Origin of the sequence: Prochlorococcus sp. MIT 1223 (genome assembly GCF_034092465.1) — a bacterium.
In the GTDB taxonomy this organism is placed as follows: Bacteria; Cyanobacteriota; Cyanobacteriia; order PCC-6307; family Cyanobiaceae; genus AG-402-N21.
On the sequence record NZ_CP139303.1, the window covers coordinates 851,523 to 865,103 of the forward strand.

Sequence of the window (13,581 nt, forward strand, 5' to 3'; positions counted from 1 at the left end):
TCCAGATGGAAGCATTCGCTTACACACTTCTAATGACCTTGGCAGTCGTAACACTCTTCTTTGCCGTCGCTTTCCGCGATCCCCCAAAGTACGATAAATAAATTGCCAAAAAAAAATCCCCTGGTTAACTAGGGGATTTTTTTTTGGTAAGAATTAATTCTCAGACTGGGATTCACGCAACTTTTTTCTATATTTACAAAAAAGAAAAAGTAAACTCAAATACACAAACCCTTCTCATTAAGCAAATAAATGTATAAAGTAAATTCGAATACCATTTTATGTATAGGGCAGCAATGCAATGCCCCGCTTGCCAAAACACAGATAGTCGAGTCCTCGAGTCACGTTCTGCTGATGCAGGTAAAAGCGTGAGGAGAAGGAGAGAATGTTTGAATTGCGATTTTCGCTTTACTACCTATGAAAGAGTAGAAACTATTCCTATTACAGTTATCAAAAGGAATGGTAATAAGGAAATATTTAATAGAAATAAAATACTAAATGGAATTACCAGAGCAAGTGAAAAGATTTCAAAAATCTCTCAAAAAGGAGAATTAATTGTTGATGATATAGAAATTCAGTTACAACAAAAAAATCTCAGGGAAGTACAAAGTTCAGATATAGGAGAAATGGTCCTAGATCATTTAAAAGAACTAAGTGAGGTTGCCTATATTCGCTTCGCATCAGTATATAGAGAATTTCATGGAGTCAATGATTTTATAGAAACGCTAGAAACATTAAACCCAGAAGAAAAAGAACAATTGGCAAGTGTTATTTCATAGTGATAGTTGAGTATGTAAAGTAGTTAATTATTGCCATAAGGTCGGCGGGCCATTATGGACACAGTCACCCACTACCTATAGGTAGACCGCCTTACCCCCATGTCTGAAAATCTTAAAGAAACTGATCAAGAGTTGTCAGAAGTGCAAAAAAATACAGAGGAGGAGATTAAAAACGAACTCGAGACATCTAGCGAAGCAGAAACAGAAGCTCTAGATATTGATGAATCTTTGGATATTCCAGAAGATATCCCCACGGCGGACGATCCATCCAGTAGAGCAAAGAGATATGACTTTGATGGTGCTGGTTTTACTCTTGATGAGTTTGCTTCTTTACTTAGTAAATACGATTACAACTTCAAACCAGGAGATATTGTCAAAGGTACAGTTTTTGCTCTTGAGTCGAAAGGAGCAATGATAGATATAGGGGCAAAGACTGCGGCATTTATGCCAATGCAAGAAGTCTCTATAAATCGAGTAGAAGGCCTAAGCGATGTATTGCAGCCTACAGAGCAAAGAGAGTTTTTTATAATGTCAGAAGAGAATGAAGATGGTCAGCTAGCTTTATCAATTAGAAGAATTGAATATCAAAGGGCCTGGGAAAGAGTAAGGCAACTGCAAAAAGAAGATGCAACTATTTATTCTGAAGTCTTTGCAACTAATAGAGGAGGAGCATTAGTTAGGGTGGAAGGATTAAGAGGCTTTATTCCTGGTTCTCATATCAGTACTCGCAAAGCAAAGGAAGAGTTGGTCGCAGATTTTCTTCCTTTAAAGTTTCTTGAAGTTGATGAAGAGAGAAATCGTCTTGTTTTAAGTCATAGGCGTGCTTTGGTCGAAAGAAAAATGAATAGACTCGAAGTTGGTGAAGTAGTAGTGGGTGCAGTAAGAGGAATCAAGCCATATGGAGCTTTCATTGATATTGGGGGAGTCAGTGGACTACTTCATATTTCTGAAATCAGTCACGAACACATTGAAACTCCTCACTCAGTTCTAAATGTCAATGATCAAATGAAAGTAATGATTATCGACTTAGATGCAGAAAGAGGGAGAATTTCTCTTTCAACTAAGGCTCTTGAACCCGAACCAGGAGATATGTTGACTGACCCACAGAAAGTGTTTGACAATGCCGAAGAAATGGCTGCAAAGTATAAACAAATGTTGCTTGAGCAAGCTGAAGAAGGAGAAGATCCAATCGCAGTAATGACTGTTTAAAATTACTTAGGTATTTAATGGCTGAGATTTTCTTGAATAATATTAGTTTGGGAGATTTTAAAGGTGTTTTATTTGATAAAGATGGGACATTGACTAGCAGTAAGTCAAATCTTAGAGATATTGCCAACTCTAGGGTTAGAGAAATTAAAAAAATTCTTAAAAATAAGTTAATAAAAAATGAGTTAAACCAGCTTATTAAACTGCTGAAGTCTGCTTATGGTCTAACAGAAAACTTAGTAGATCCAAATGGCCTTATAGCAATTGCATCTAGACAAGATAATTTAATCTCTACTGCAACTTTAATTTCCATATTTACAAAGAGTTGGCCTGAAGCAATTGATATATCTAATAAGGTTTTTCAAAGTGCTGATAAAGATTTATCTGATCTAGAAAGTATTGCGAAGGAAAGACCTCTTTTCAAAGGAGTAAAGATCTTATTAGATAAATTGGTACAAGCCAATATCAAATGTGCTGTTATTAGTAATGATACGAGCAAAGGAATCAAGGATTTTCTCGATCACAATAAAATAGCAAATCAATTTGCGGGATATTGGAGTTGTGAAAACAACCCACCCAAGCCTAATCCCACTGCAGTAATCAAATTATGCAAAAGCATTGATCTTCATCCTCATGAATGTATGTTAATAGGTGATAGTGATTTAGATTTAAAAATGGCTCAACAAGCAGGGATAGGTATATCAATAGGTTATGTATCTGGTTGGGATATAAAGCCTGATATCTCTTATCAAAATAAATTAATATCAAAATGGGAAGAACTATCTTGCCACTAAAAAACTAAAATAATGATCTAAAAAGTTCTTCTATGAATAAGTTTGTATTCACTTCAGAATCAGTAACTGAAGGACACCCTGACAAAATTTGTGATCAGATAAGTGACTCTGTCTTAGATGCTCTATTAAGTCAAGATCCCAATAGCAGAGTAGCTTGTGAAGCAGTAGTGAATACAGGCTTATGCCTTATAACAGGAGAAGTAACTACAAAGGCAAAAGTTGATTTCATTAAACTTGCTAGAAATGTAATTAATGAAATTGGCTATGAAGGGTATCGAGCAGGCGGATTTGATTCTAATAGTTGTGCAATCCTAGTAGCACTTGACCAGCAATCGCCCGATATAGCTCAAGGAGTCAATGAAGCAGATGACCATTCCGGAGATCCACTCGACAAAATAGGTGCTGGAGATCAAGGAATAATGTTTGGCTATGCCTGCAATGAAACCCCTGAATTAATGCCTTTGCCTATTAGTTTGGCTCATAGACTTGCAAGGAGGTTAGCTTATGTGAGACATCAGGGAATATTGAATTACCTTTTACCGGACGGGAAAACACAAGTTAGCGTTGCTTATGAAAATGATAAGCCTGTTTCAATCGACACAATTTTAATATCCACTCAACATACAGAAGAAGTTGATGGAATCAGCGAGGAAAAAGGAATTAGAAAAAAAATAGAAAAAGATCTGTGGGAACATGTTGTAGTTCCAGCAACTTCCGACCTTAAATTAAAGCCAAATAAAGAAGAAACTAAATTTCTTGTTAATCCAACTGGGAAATTTGTTGTTGGAGGGCCCCAAGGTGACGCTGGCCTAACCGGAAGAAAAATAATTGTTGATACTTATGGAGGAGCTGCAAGACATGGAGGCGGGGCTTTCTCTGGAAAGGACCCAACTAAAGTTGATCGATCTGCCGCTTATGCAGCAAGATTCGTATCTAAATCATTAGTTTCGGCAGGTTTTGCAGAAAGGGTTGAGGTCCAACTTAGTTATGCAATAGGAGTAGCAAAGCCTATATCAATTCTCGTAGAAACTTTTGGCAGCAGCAAATACTCCAATAATGATTTAACAGAACTAGTCTCAAACTATTTCGACCTTCGCCCTGGAGCAATTATCAAGCAATTCAACCTCAAAGAATTACCACAAGAAAGAGGAGGACGTTTTTACAGAGATACAGCTGCTTATGGCCATTTTGGACGTCAAGACTTGGACTTACCTTGGGAGAATGTGATAGAAAAAGTCAATGAAATTAAAGATGTAAATTTCGCAAAAGAAGATTAAGGAATAGCCTCAGATGGCAGATGATCGATTGGCAATGGGAATTGATCTTGGGACTTCTGGAGTACGAGTAGTATTAATAAATTCTCAAATAGAATTAGTTTATTCAGCCTCCATTAATTACAATTTAGGATTAGAAGAATGCAAAGACTGGGAGAGATGTTGTGAGAGTTTAATTAATAATATACCCACAAAGCTCAAACAAAAACTTAAGGGAATTGCAATAGATGCAACATCTGGGACGATAATTGCTTGTGATAACAATGGTAAACCCATAGGGAAAGCAATTACTTACTATGAAGATTATTCAGAAAGTTATATCAATCAATTAAAAGGATTTAGCAAAGAAAATCTCAAAAAATATTCCAGTCTTGGTAGCGCTCTAAAATTAATTGAAAGGCATGGAGAAAATTTATTATTAAGGAGTCAAGCTGATTGGGTTAGCAGCTGGCTAACAGGAAAATGGGAATTAGGGGAAGAAGGAAATAACCTAAAGTTAGGCTGGGATCCATATAATAAGTCTTGGCCTAAAATTTTTTATAACCATTCTTTAAAAAAAATGGTCCCAGAAATTATTTCTAGTGGCAATCAATTAGGAAAAATCAATATAAAAAGATCAAAGGTTTTAGGTCTCCCTAACGATGTAATTATTATAGCTGGTACAACAGATTCGAATGCAGCAGTAATTGCCGCCAATGCTTCAGATAGTGAAGGGATAAGTATTCTTGGTAGCACAATTGTTTTGAAAAAATTTGTTGAGAAACCAATTTTTGCAGAAGGTATAACAAATCATCTTGTCGGAGGCAAATGGATATGCGGTGGCTCTTCCAATTCTGGTGGTGCTGTGCTTAGAAAATTCTTTAACGATCAGGAGATAGAAGATTTAAGCAATCAAATCAATCCATATAAAAGTTCTAATATAAATCTATTACCATTACCATTTAAAGGAGAAAGATTTCCTATAAATGACCCTAATTTAAAACCAATTCTTACTCCTAGACCAATAAGTGATTCTTTATATCTGAAGGCCTTATTAGAAGGATTAGCTAATATTGAAAAACAAGGATGGCAAAAGCTTGCAGACTTAGGTATTAACCAACCAACTAAAATTATCACACTTGGTAATGGTGCAAGAAATATACAATGGCAAAAGATCAGAGAGAGGATTATTCAAATACCCATAAGAATATGTAAACGCCCACCTGCAATTGGTGTAGCAAAAATTGCAGCCAATTCTATATTTGAATAAAAATTTTTAATAAAATATTCCCAAATAGCCAATCAAAAAAGAGTTAAAGATTATTAGATTTACGTTAATATTTAAAAAACCATTAAAGACTATGAAGGAAGAAGAACTAAACAGTGAAGTTTGCGATCGTATTTGCAAGCATATGAATGAGGATCATCAAGATGCGATAAATCAATATGCACTGCACTATGGAAAGATTACCGAATTTAAAAATGTAATAATGAAAACCCTAAACTCAGAATATCTTGAACTGGAAACTGACAAAGAATTAATCCAAATTAATTTCGACCATACGCTTAAAGACAGCGAAGATGCACACAAAACATTGATTCATATGCTTAAGACAATCTCAAAACAGTGTTAACACTTCAGCTTGCGAGCTATCTGCTCTAGAACTTAATTACAAAATAATGTAAGCATTGCCAAATCTTCCTAACAATATATTCCTACTGGTGAGAGGACAGTAATGTAAATTGAATAAAGGGATAACTTTAGGCCGGGATAGCTCAGTTGGTAGAGCAGGCGACTGAAAATCGCCGTGTCCCCAGTTCAAATCTGGGTCCTGGCATTAATAAAGAGAACATTAATCTTGTCCTTCTCTTCACAAAGTCACAACAACAATCTTTTAATGAACAATGCTGATGGCTTTGCCATGGCGTTTGACGAGGTTTGGACCAAGGAGATCTCAACTCTAAAAGATTCAGACTTAACTCAAGAAGAAAAAATCTCCTTGGTTTTTTCAAAAATTGACGACCATCCTTTCTTGATCGAAAATCCAATCCAGGCAAAAGAAGTCGCCATATTTAGAATAAGGTTATTAGATTTAAAGTAAGGTTTAACAAGATTAGTAGCTTAAGATATAATTTCTACTATTAAAATACCTTTTTTTAATTAGATAAAAGTGGTAAAATTTAGTATCGGATTGAAATTATGGGCTCTATCCTAATAACTGGAGGGGCAGGATTTATAGGTTCTCATACTTGTGTGGTTCTATTAAATGCTGGTTATAATTTAATTATAATAGATAATTTTTCTAATAGTTCTCCAAGCGTAATAAGCAGTATTGCAAAACTTGCAAAATTAGAAGATAAGATAACAGAAGCAAGGCTTCAATTAGTAAAAGGTGATATTCGTGACAAAGAGTTAGTTACACAGATTTTTGAAATAGCAAAAAGAAAGGGCACAAGAATTATTGCTGTAATACATTTTGCAGGCTTAAAGTCTGTTCATGAGTCCATTCAAAAGCCTTTACTGTATTGGGATGTAAATACTTCTGGGACAAGGAAATTATTAGAAGTGATGAATGAGTTTTCATGCAAAGTTCTTGTATTTAGTAGCAGTGCAACTGTTTATGGAGATCCTTGTGTAATACCCATAGATGAAACTTCACCTATTAACCCAATCAATCCTTACGGAAAAACAAAGGCAGCAGTAGAAATGCTTCTAGCTGATATTTCTAATTGCCAACAAAGAACAAAACCATTTCAAAAAAGTCCTACAGATTGGAGAATTGCCATATTGCGTTATTTCAATCCAGTTGGAGCTCATCCAAGTGGAGAGATTGGAGAAGATCCCAAAGGGATCCCCAATAATCTTTTCCCATTAATTAACCAAGTAGCAGAAGGCAAAAGAGATTTGCTCCACATCTTTGGGAATGATTGGCCCACTATTGATGGCACGGGGGTAAGAGATTATATCCATGTTATGGATCTTGCTGAAGGCCACAAAGCAGCATTAGAAAAGCTACTGAGATCTGAACCTCAATTATTAACTTTAAATCTTGGTAGTGGCAAAGGGCATTCTGTATTGGAGTTAATTCATTGCTTCGAAGAAGTAACCGGGAAAAAGATCTCTTATCAAATCGCCAATCGAAGAGCTGGGGATTCTGCTATATCAATTGCAAGTCCTAAGTTGGCTCTCAAATATTTAAATTGGTCAACACAAAAAAGTCTAAAAGATATATGCGATGATGGATGGAATTGGCAAAGCAAGAACATTTATAAAAACAAATTCTAAAAAAGTAATATTTAGAGAAAACTTTTTGATGCGTTATTTTTATTAAGTAAGTCCTTTCATAATAGGAATTTTGTCTTGAATCAATCGAAAGGTTTATCAGCTATTAACTTAGCAAGGCTAAGTCTTTTCCAAGGATGTCTTGGCTGCTTGGCTGTAATTTTTGCCGGGATGCTAAATAGAATAATGATATCTGAACTTGCATTCCCTGCGATTTTAGTTGGAGGAGGACTTGCTTTTGAGCAATTAATGGCACCATCACGAGTTTTGTTTGGGAATATTTCTGACACTTGGCCAATTCGAGGACAGAAAAGAACACCTTATATATGGCTTGGATCGGCTGGATTTTGCTCAATGGCAATACTTTCAATTCCGTTGATCTTCATTACTGAAAAAGCTCTTTCAGGAGGTGATTGGTTACAAATAACAATGGCAGCAGTATCTCTCTGTGTTCTTTTTTCTCTTTATGGATTAGCGGTTTCTCTCGCAACCACACCATATCTTGCTCTTGTCATTGACATGACAACTGAGGAAGAAAGGCCTAGAGCAGTTGGGATTATATGGTGCATGTTAACTGTAGGAATAGTAGTCGGAGCTATCGCAATATCTATAACAACAAAAGGGTTGGATGGGATTTCTGATCCTGCCTTACTTGAACCTGCTCTTCAAAGATTCATGACATGGGTTGGGGGAATAGTTTTACTAATTACTTTCTTTGCATGTTGGGGAATAGAAGAACGAAATAATTCCAATCATTCATCAACTAATACTAAGTCAAAGAATAACGAAGTCGGACTAAGGAAAGCATGGTCTATCATCATTTCTAGCAAGCAAATACTAATCTTCTTTGTTTTTCTAGTTCTCTACACATTAGGTCTATTTTTACAAGATCCAATACTAGAAAGTTATGGAGCAGAAGTATTTAATCTGCCAATTTCACAAACCACATTGTTAAATGCTTTCTGGGGAGTAGGTACCCTTATTGGATTACTTATTGGAGGTCTTTTTATTACACCTAGATTAGGAAAATTATCTACTGCCAGGATTGGATGTTGGTTAATAGTAAGTTCACTATTTCTGCTAATTATCAGTGGTTACTTTCAAAATGAAAACGCACTTTTTGGAATATTAGTTATTTTCGGGTTAGCCGCAGGAATAGCTACTAACAGCGCCTTATCATTAATGCTTGATTTAACCCTTCCAGAGATGGCAGGCACCTTAGTAGGAGTTTGGGGACTGGCCCAGGCTCTTTCCAGAGCATTGGGGAAGATATTAGGTGGAGGGCTACTGGATATTGGCAGATATTATCTTGGATCAGAGAAACCTTTTATGGCATTTTCCTTTGTATTTTTACTCGAAATTATTGTTACTTGTATAGCAATTTTTGTCCTCGGCAAGGTTAGTGTAAAGAGATTCAGAGATGAAACTTCTCAAACTATGGAATCTCTGATGATGGCTGAACTTGATGGATAGAATAAATAAACATTACTACACCTTGCTTTTCTTCTAAAATGTCTCTAATACCTCAAAAGGCATTTCATTTAGGAGCAGAGTCATTATTTGAATTCCCTATAAGATTTAACAAATCAAATCATTCTGGTAGTAAAAGAATAAGCTACATTCTTCACTCAAAAGGAGGTTGCATGCCTGGGCAACCTAACGTATTTATGAAAAACGCAAGATCAAAGGCATCAGGAGGATCAAATGTTATTGAAAATAGAATAACTAGAGAGTTTAAATTAGAAAATTATCATATTTTATATGGCATTAAATATATACATACTAACCTTACTTCATTTTCTTATGATCAATATCACCCGAATGATGATGAGTCTTTTAGAGTATCAATAAATGCAGCTTATAGACAAATATATGGAAATTTACATCCATTGGAAAGTGAAAGACCAATTGATATTGAAAGACGTCTTAGGAATGGTGATATAACTATTAGAGAATTTATAAGAAGGCTATCAAAATCTGATTTTTATAGAAAAAATTACTTTGAAAGAATAAACCAAAAGAGAGTTGTAGAGCTAAGTATAAAGCATATACTGGGCAGACCAATTTTGAAACAATCTGAATTGATTAAAAATATAGAATTAATAAATTCAGAAGGGTTTGAAAGTTATATTGATTTTCTAATTGACTCTTATGAATATATAGAAATATTTGGAGAACATACAGTGCCTTTTATGCGGGCTTGGGATTCCTCTTGCGGGCTAAGGACATCAAGCTTTATGAATAGTATTAAACTAACTGCTTCATTTGCAACAAGCGATAATGCAAGTCATCTGAGATCTATATGAATTATTACTGAGCTGAAGTATAAAGATTAATACATCTAAAAAATCATTTTTGAAAATCCAAAATCCTTTAATTTCTTACATTAACCAAATCAAAGCAGAAATCGATATTAAGATAAGGTGACTTGGCATGCTAAATATTATGTACATGCTTTAGAGGATCCAAACCTTCTTAAGCAATAGCCAAGAAAGGCTTACCCAGTAATCCAATAATAAAAAAATCCATGTCAATTAACCGTCCATCCTCAAACAAAAAACCAGGGGAACAATCCTCTACTACTCCCTCTGGGAAAGAAGTCCCGATGGCGATGTCAATGATGGTCGACTCAATGGTGCGAATGATCCAAAAAGCTAATATTGACCAAGAGGAATGTGTGAAAGAAGATTACTCTGAAGACATTGATGAAAATTGAAAACTTCATCAAAAGAAGTGAGGGGAATTGGAAATCTATGCGTAGTGGTCATTCACTTGCCTTCAAACAGTTCGAAGAGATAGTTAGTGATATAAGAATTAATTTACTTTCAGTTAATGACAATGAAGTGTTAAATCTAGTGAAGAAAAATAATATATCCTCAGGAGAATTTACATCTCCTTTCATTATCTGCTGGGAAGCCGAAAGCAATTGGGAGGAAGAGAAAAAAGATACTACTCTAAATGGTTCATGTGTAATTGTTCCTGTACCTATTTCAGAGGAGAAAGGTATAATGCTACGTAGTTCTGGGTATGTAGAGAATATTGAGACAAAAAGTGAATATGAGTTCCTAGAAGAAGGTACTATACTTTTATCAACTAATTACAATAAAACAATTGCAGAAGAACGTATTTGGTTTATATCTGAAAATCTAAGATGCCGATCTTCAGTAATAAAAAGCTCAGGTTCAAATTCCATTCTGCAAACATCATATGCCTCTGAAATACGCAGATTAAATAATTTGCGATAGTCAAATGTCTACTAGAACTAATCAATTAATAATAAATTTTGCAAAAACAATATCAGGTAAGTATAGCAATCAAAAACAAGCTAATGAGCAACCTCAGAAGTTTGCTCATATCAACATTTACTTCATGCCATTATCTTACGATCTTTTAAATAGCCCAGGTTTTTATACAGAACAGAGTTATGACTATGATCCATGGACTCCATATCGCCAAGCTATACTTAAAATACATAACAAAGGCAATATAATTATTACTGAAAACTTTGAAATTAAAAATTCTATAAGAATCGCTGGAGCAGGTTCAAATCCTAATTTACTAAAAGAAATAGAGATAGAGAAACTATCTTTAAGAAAAGGATGTTCAATGCACTTTAGAAAATTAAATAAAGCTGATTTTTTAGGCAAAATTGAGCCTGGGAAGAAGTGCTTAGGCCGGAAAGAGAACGCCACCGTTTATATCAATAGCCATGTATATGCAAATGATTCTCAATGGATAAGTAAGGATGAAGGTTTTGACATTAATACACAATGCAAAATATGGGGTTCTAATGATGGTCCATTTATATTTTCAAAAGAATATTCGCTTAATGATTATATAGATAGAAATTGGCTATAAAACAATGCTTTAAATCTATTATTTATTCAAAATTTTTCATATGAATGTAGTTTGCTTTAATTGATACAAAAGGATTTTGATCATTTCTTGAATCTTCTATTATACCTTTTATATTTAATTTATTTTCTTTTAAAAAATAAAGCTCTATAGCCCTTAAAGCTGAATAGCGACAAGCCCAGTAAGGAGTATTTTCAGAGTCTAAGAATCTTAAAAGATTAGCTTCTGAGTTTAAAGTTCTATAAGATAAAATGAGAAATATTGATGGAGGTCTAAATTTCATATAATCAGGCCAATCACTATCTAATAAAGATGAAGTGAATTCCAATATAAACTTCCTTTGATTATCATTCCAATCAGTCACGAAAGTAAATAATTTAATCAAAAAATATATAGCCCCATAATCTCTGTTAATCCTACCTAGCACTCTATTTAAAGGTTCCCATAAATCCCTAGCAGAGAAATTAACAAGGGTTTCAAGAGCAAGGTAAGCTTTATTGAAATCGGTATTAAAAAAGTCATTAAGTAGCAAATCTAAGGATCTTATTTTATCTGATCTATTAATTAATCTAAGTTGAGTAGGGTTATCTACTATAACAGAATCTAATAGATGAAAAAGTTTCACTTCATTTCCTTTATCTTCTCCAATTGGCCATAGTTTCTTTATTGCTCGAAGTCTAAAGAAAGGAGATATTGGTGTTTTAATAACTGACGGTAGCAAATCAATCGCTTCTGCATTGATTATATCTTCAACTGCTGTTTGCCTATCATTCTGATTAGGTACTAGGAGTAAACTATCTAATTCTTTATAAAGCTTCTTCTCATGAGTGAATTTAATTATTGCAGAAATCGCAGCACCATATACTCCATTTTGCAATGACTTTTGATCTAATAATCTTTTAATCTTAGGCAATGACCTAGAGACTCTCATGAAAGATAGTGATTGAATTAATGAACGTCTATGCTGCTTTTTATCTTCAAGTAAATTAGATATCATATCTTGTATTTGATCATCTTCACATGAAAGTTTAGCGAGAGCAAGTGATGCATTCTCAACCAAATAAGGATCCTCGCTATTTAGAAAAAAGCTTATTTCGGGTATTGATCTAGTGCAATTCAATTGAGCTAATACTTCTATAGCTTTACGTTTTGCTATAATTGTTGATTGTGATTTACCTTTTTTCTTAAGAAAATTAATAAGAGCATCTTCTGTTTCACAGCATGGATATTCGAGGAGATTAGCAACCGCTTTATAATAATCACTTAAAAGATTAAGTTTAGAGATAGGTCTAGATAAAATATCTAATGCTGTTTCTTTAGCTAATAAGGGAGGTTTACTAAACAAGGTATCAGAAATAGCCGTATCATCCTAAGCAGGAAATTTATATTATTTCTCAGGATATAATCAATTGTAAAGAGAAATTTGTTTTACTTGATAACGTAATTATATAAATTGTTTTTGATCAATATTATACTTATCAAAAAATCTAGTCCATAAAGGTAACTGAATATTGTCTTCAAACATCCCAGAAAAAATTAATCACTCTGATTTTAAGATAAGTCCGGAAGAAGCTCATGCACTAGCAGAGCAATTAAAGGAAAAACTCGGTACAAGGGATTTTCAAAAAACAAACCATAAACTCACCAACTTAATGATTGCTGGATTAGGTGATGATAGAGGTTTAGTCAGGCGGACATTTGCAGAAAGTCTTGGAATTATTGGAAGTTCAGCACTGCCTGGATTATTTGAAGTACTAAAAAATAGTCCAAATGTAATAGCAAGAAGAGCCGCAGCTAAAACTCTAAAGCTAGTGGGGGATCCAAATGCAGTTCCATATCTGCTAGAAGCTCTTATGAATGATACGGATCCAGTCGTTCAAGGGTCAGCCGCAGGCGCGATGGCAATATTTGGGAAGGCAGCAATTGATGCTCTTTTAAAGGTAATCTCCAACTCAAAAAGCAGCTCAATGCAATGTGGTCTTGCCTCTTGGGCGTTATCTTTTGCCGGGGGGCAAGCTCCAGACGAATTAAAGAACGCCGCCAAATCAAACAATCCGGCTATTAAGACTGCAGCAATAGCTGCATTTGGAGATCTTATGCAAACTTCATATGATAAAGAGTTAGAGAATATTTTACTGAACGCGTTAAATGATAATTCCCCAGATGTTCGTATTGAAGCAACAAGACTTGTAATTAATATTAATAATACACAACTAATTGAAGAGATTCTTTCCAAGAAAATTAATGATACCAATTTATTAGTAAGAAGAATTGCAGCAATTTATCTAATGAAATTAGATACACCAAATGCAATCAAGATACTTAATAAACGTATTCATGAAGAGAAAGAAAACAGTGTTAAAGAAGTAATTAATCTTGCAGTAAAAAAGCTTTCAAATCCAAGGGATTAAAAA

The 13,581-nt window shown here is 34.4% G+C and carries 16 protein-coding genes and 1 tRNA gene; 16 read left to right on the forward strand and 1 reads right to left on the reverse strand.

Going from position 1 to position 13,581, the window contains the following annotated elements; all coding sequences use genetic code 11:
- Window positions 1–5 precede the first annotated feature (5 nt).
- The 15 genes from SOI85_RS04585 (at window position 6) to SOI85_RS04655 (ending at window position 11,170) form a co-directional block, all read left to right on the forward strand.
- Complete coding sequence (locus SOI85_RS04585; protein WP_320665045.1) at window positions 6–101, forward strand: photosystem II reaction center protein T; 96 nt, start codon at window positions 6–8, stop codon at window positions 99–101.
- Between the two features lie 192 nt (window positions 102–293).
- Complete coding sequence (nrdR, locus tag SOI85_RS04590) at window positions 294–776, forward strand: transcriptional regulator NrdR (RefSeq protein WP_320665046.1); 483 nt, start codon at window positions 294–296, stop codon at window positions 774–776.
- A 99-nt stretch (window positions 777–875) separates the two neighbouring features.
- Complete coding sequence (locus tag SOI85_RS04595) at window positions 876–1,985, forward strand: S1 RNA-binding domain-containing protein (protein WP_320665047.1); 1,110 nt, start codon at window positions 876–878, stop codon at window positions 1,983–1,985.
- Window positions 1,986–2,002: 17 nt separating this feature from the next.
- Window positions 2,003–2,776: an HAD-IA family hydrolase gene (locus tag SOI85_RS04600; RefSeq protein ID WP_320665048.1), complete on the forward strand. Its 774-nt coding sequence runs from the start codon at window positions 2,003–2,005 to the stop codon at window positions 2,774–2,776.
- A gap of 32 nt (window positions 2,777–2,808) precedes the next feature.
- Window positions 2,809–4,053, forward strand: coding sequence for a methionine adenosyltransferase (metK, locus tag SOI85_RS04605; RefSeq protein ID WP_320665049.1), 1,245 nt, complete (start codon window positions 2,809–2,811; stop codon window positions 4,051–4,053).
- 13 nt (window positions 4,054–4,066) lie between these two features.
- The gene (locus tag SOI85_RS04610) at window positions 4,067–5,299 is read left to right on the forward strand and encodes an FGGY-family carbohydrate kinase (protein ID WP_320665050.1); all 1,233 of its coding nucleotides are present in this window, start codon (window positions 4,067–4,069) and stop codon (window positions 5,297–5,299) included.
- 91 nt (window positions 5,300–5,390) lie between these two features.
- Window positions 5,391–5,663 (forward strand): DUF2470 domain-containing protein, encoded by a 273-nt coding sequence (locus SOI85_RS04615; RefSeq protein ID WP_320665051.1) that lies wholly within the window; start codon window positions 5,391–5,393, stop codon window positions 5,661–5,663.
- 131 nt (window positions 5,664–5,794) lie between these two features.
- A tRNA-Phe gene (locus SOI85_RS04620) sits at window positions 5,795–5,867 on the forward strand.
- Window positions 5,868–5,888: 21 nt separating this feature from the next.
- A complete protein-coding gene (locus SOI85_RS04625) occupies window positions 5,889–6,131 on the forward strand; it encodes a hypothetical protein (protein WP_320665052.1) in 243 nt (80 codons plus the stop codon).
- A gap of 98 nt (window positions 6,132–6,229) precedes the next feature.
- Window positions 6,230–7,315: a UDP-glucose 4-epimerase GalE gene (galE, locus tag SOI85_RS04630; protein ID WP_320665053.1), complete on the forward strand. Its 1,086-nt coding sequence runs from the start codon at window positions 6,230–6,232 to the stop codon at window positions 7,313–7,315.
- A 75-nt stretch (window positions 7,316–7,390) separates the two neighbouring features.
- Complete coding sequence (locus SOI85_RS04635) at window positions 7,391–8,785, forward strand: BCD family MFS transporter (RefSeq protein WP_320665054.1); 1,395 nt, start codon at window positions 7,391–7,393, stop codon at window positions 8,783–8,785.
- Window positions 8,786–8,823: 38 nt separating this feature from the next.
- Window positions 8,824–9,618, forward strand: coding sequence for a phycobilisome rod-core linker polypeptide (locus tag SOI85_RS04640; protein WP_320665055.1), 795 nt, complete (start codon window positions 8,824–8,826; stop codon window positions 9,616–9,618).
- A 221-nt stretch (window positions 9,619–9,839) separates the two neighbouring features.
- Window positions 9,840–10,028 carry a hypothetical protein gene (locus SOI85_RS04645; protein ID WP_320665056.1) on the forward strand — a complete coding sequence of 63 codons (189 nt, stop codon included), beginning with the start codon at window positions 9,840–9,842 and terminating at the stop codon, window positions 10,026–10,028.
- Window positions 10,018–10,557: a phycobiliprotein lyase gene (locus SOI85_RS04650; protein ID WP_320665057.1), complete on the forward strand. Its 540-nt coding sequence runs from the start codon at window positions 10,018–10,020 to the stop codon at window positions 10,555–10,557. The genes SOI85_RS04645 and SOI85_RS04650 overlap by 11 nt, the downstream gene beginning before the upstream one ends.
- A 4-nt stretch (window positions 10,558–10,561) precedes the next feature.
- Entirely contained in the window at window positions 10,562–11,170 is a 609-nt protein-coding gene (locus SOI85_RS04655) for a chromophore lyase CpcT/CpeT (RefSeq protein WP_320665058.1), read from the forward strand.
- Between the two features lie 22 nt (window positions 11,171–11,192).
- Here SOI85_RS04655 and SOI85_RS04660 read toward each other — a convergent pair whose 3' ends face one another.
- Window positions 11,193–12,512, reverse strand: a complete 1,320-nt coding sequence (locus SOI85_RS04660; protein ID WP_320665059.1) for a HEAT repeat domain-containing protein — start codon at window positions 12,510–12,512, stop codon at window positions 11,193–11,195.
- 166 nt (window positions 12,513–12,678) lie between these two features.
- Here SOI85_RS04660 and SOI85_RS04665 point away from each other — a divergent pair, with 166 nt between their 5' ends.
- The gene (locus SOI85_RS04665) at window positions 12,679–13,578 is read left to right on the forward strand and encodes a HEAT repeat domain-containing protein (RefSeq protein ID WP_320665060.1); all 900 of its coding nucleotides are present in this window, start codon (window positions 12,679–12,681) and stop codon (window positions 13,576–13,578) included.
- Window positions 13,579–13,581: the final 3 nt, after the last annotated feature.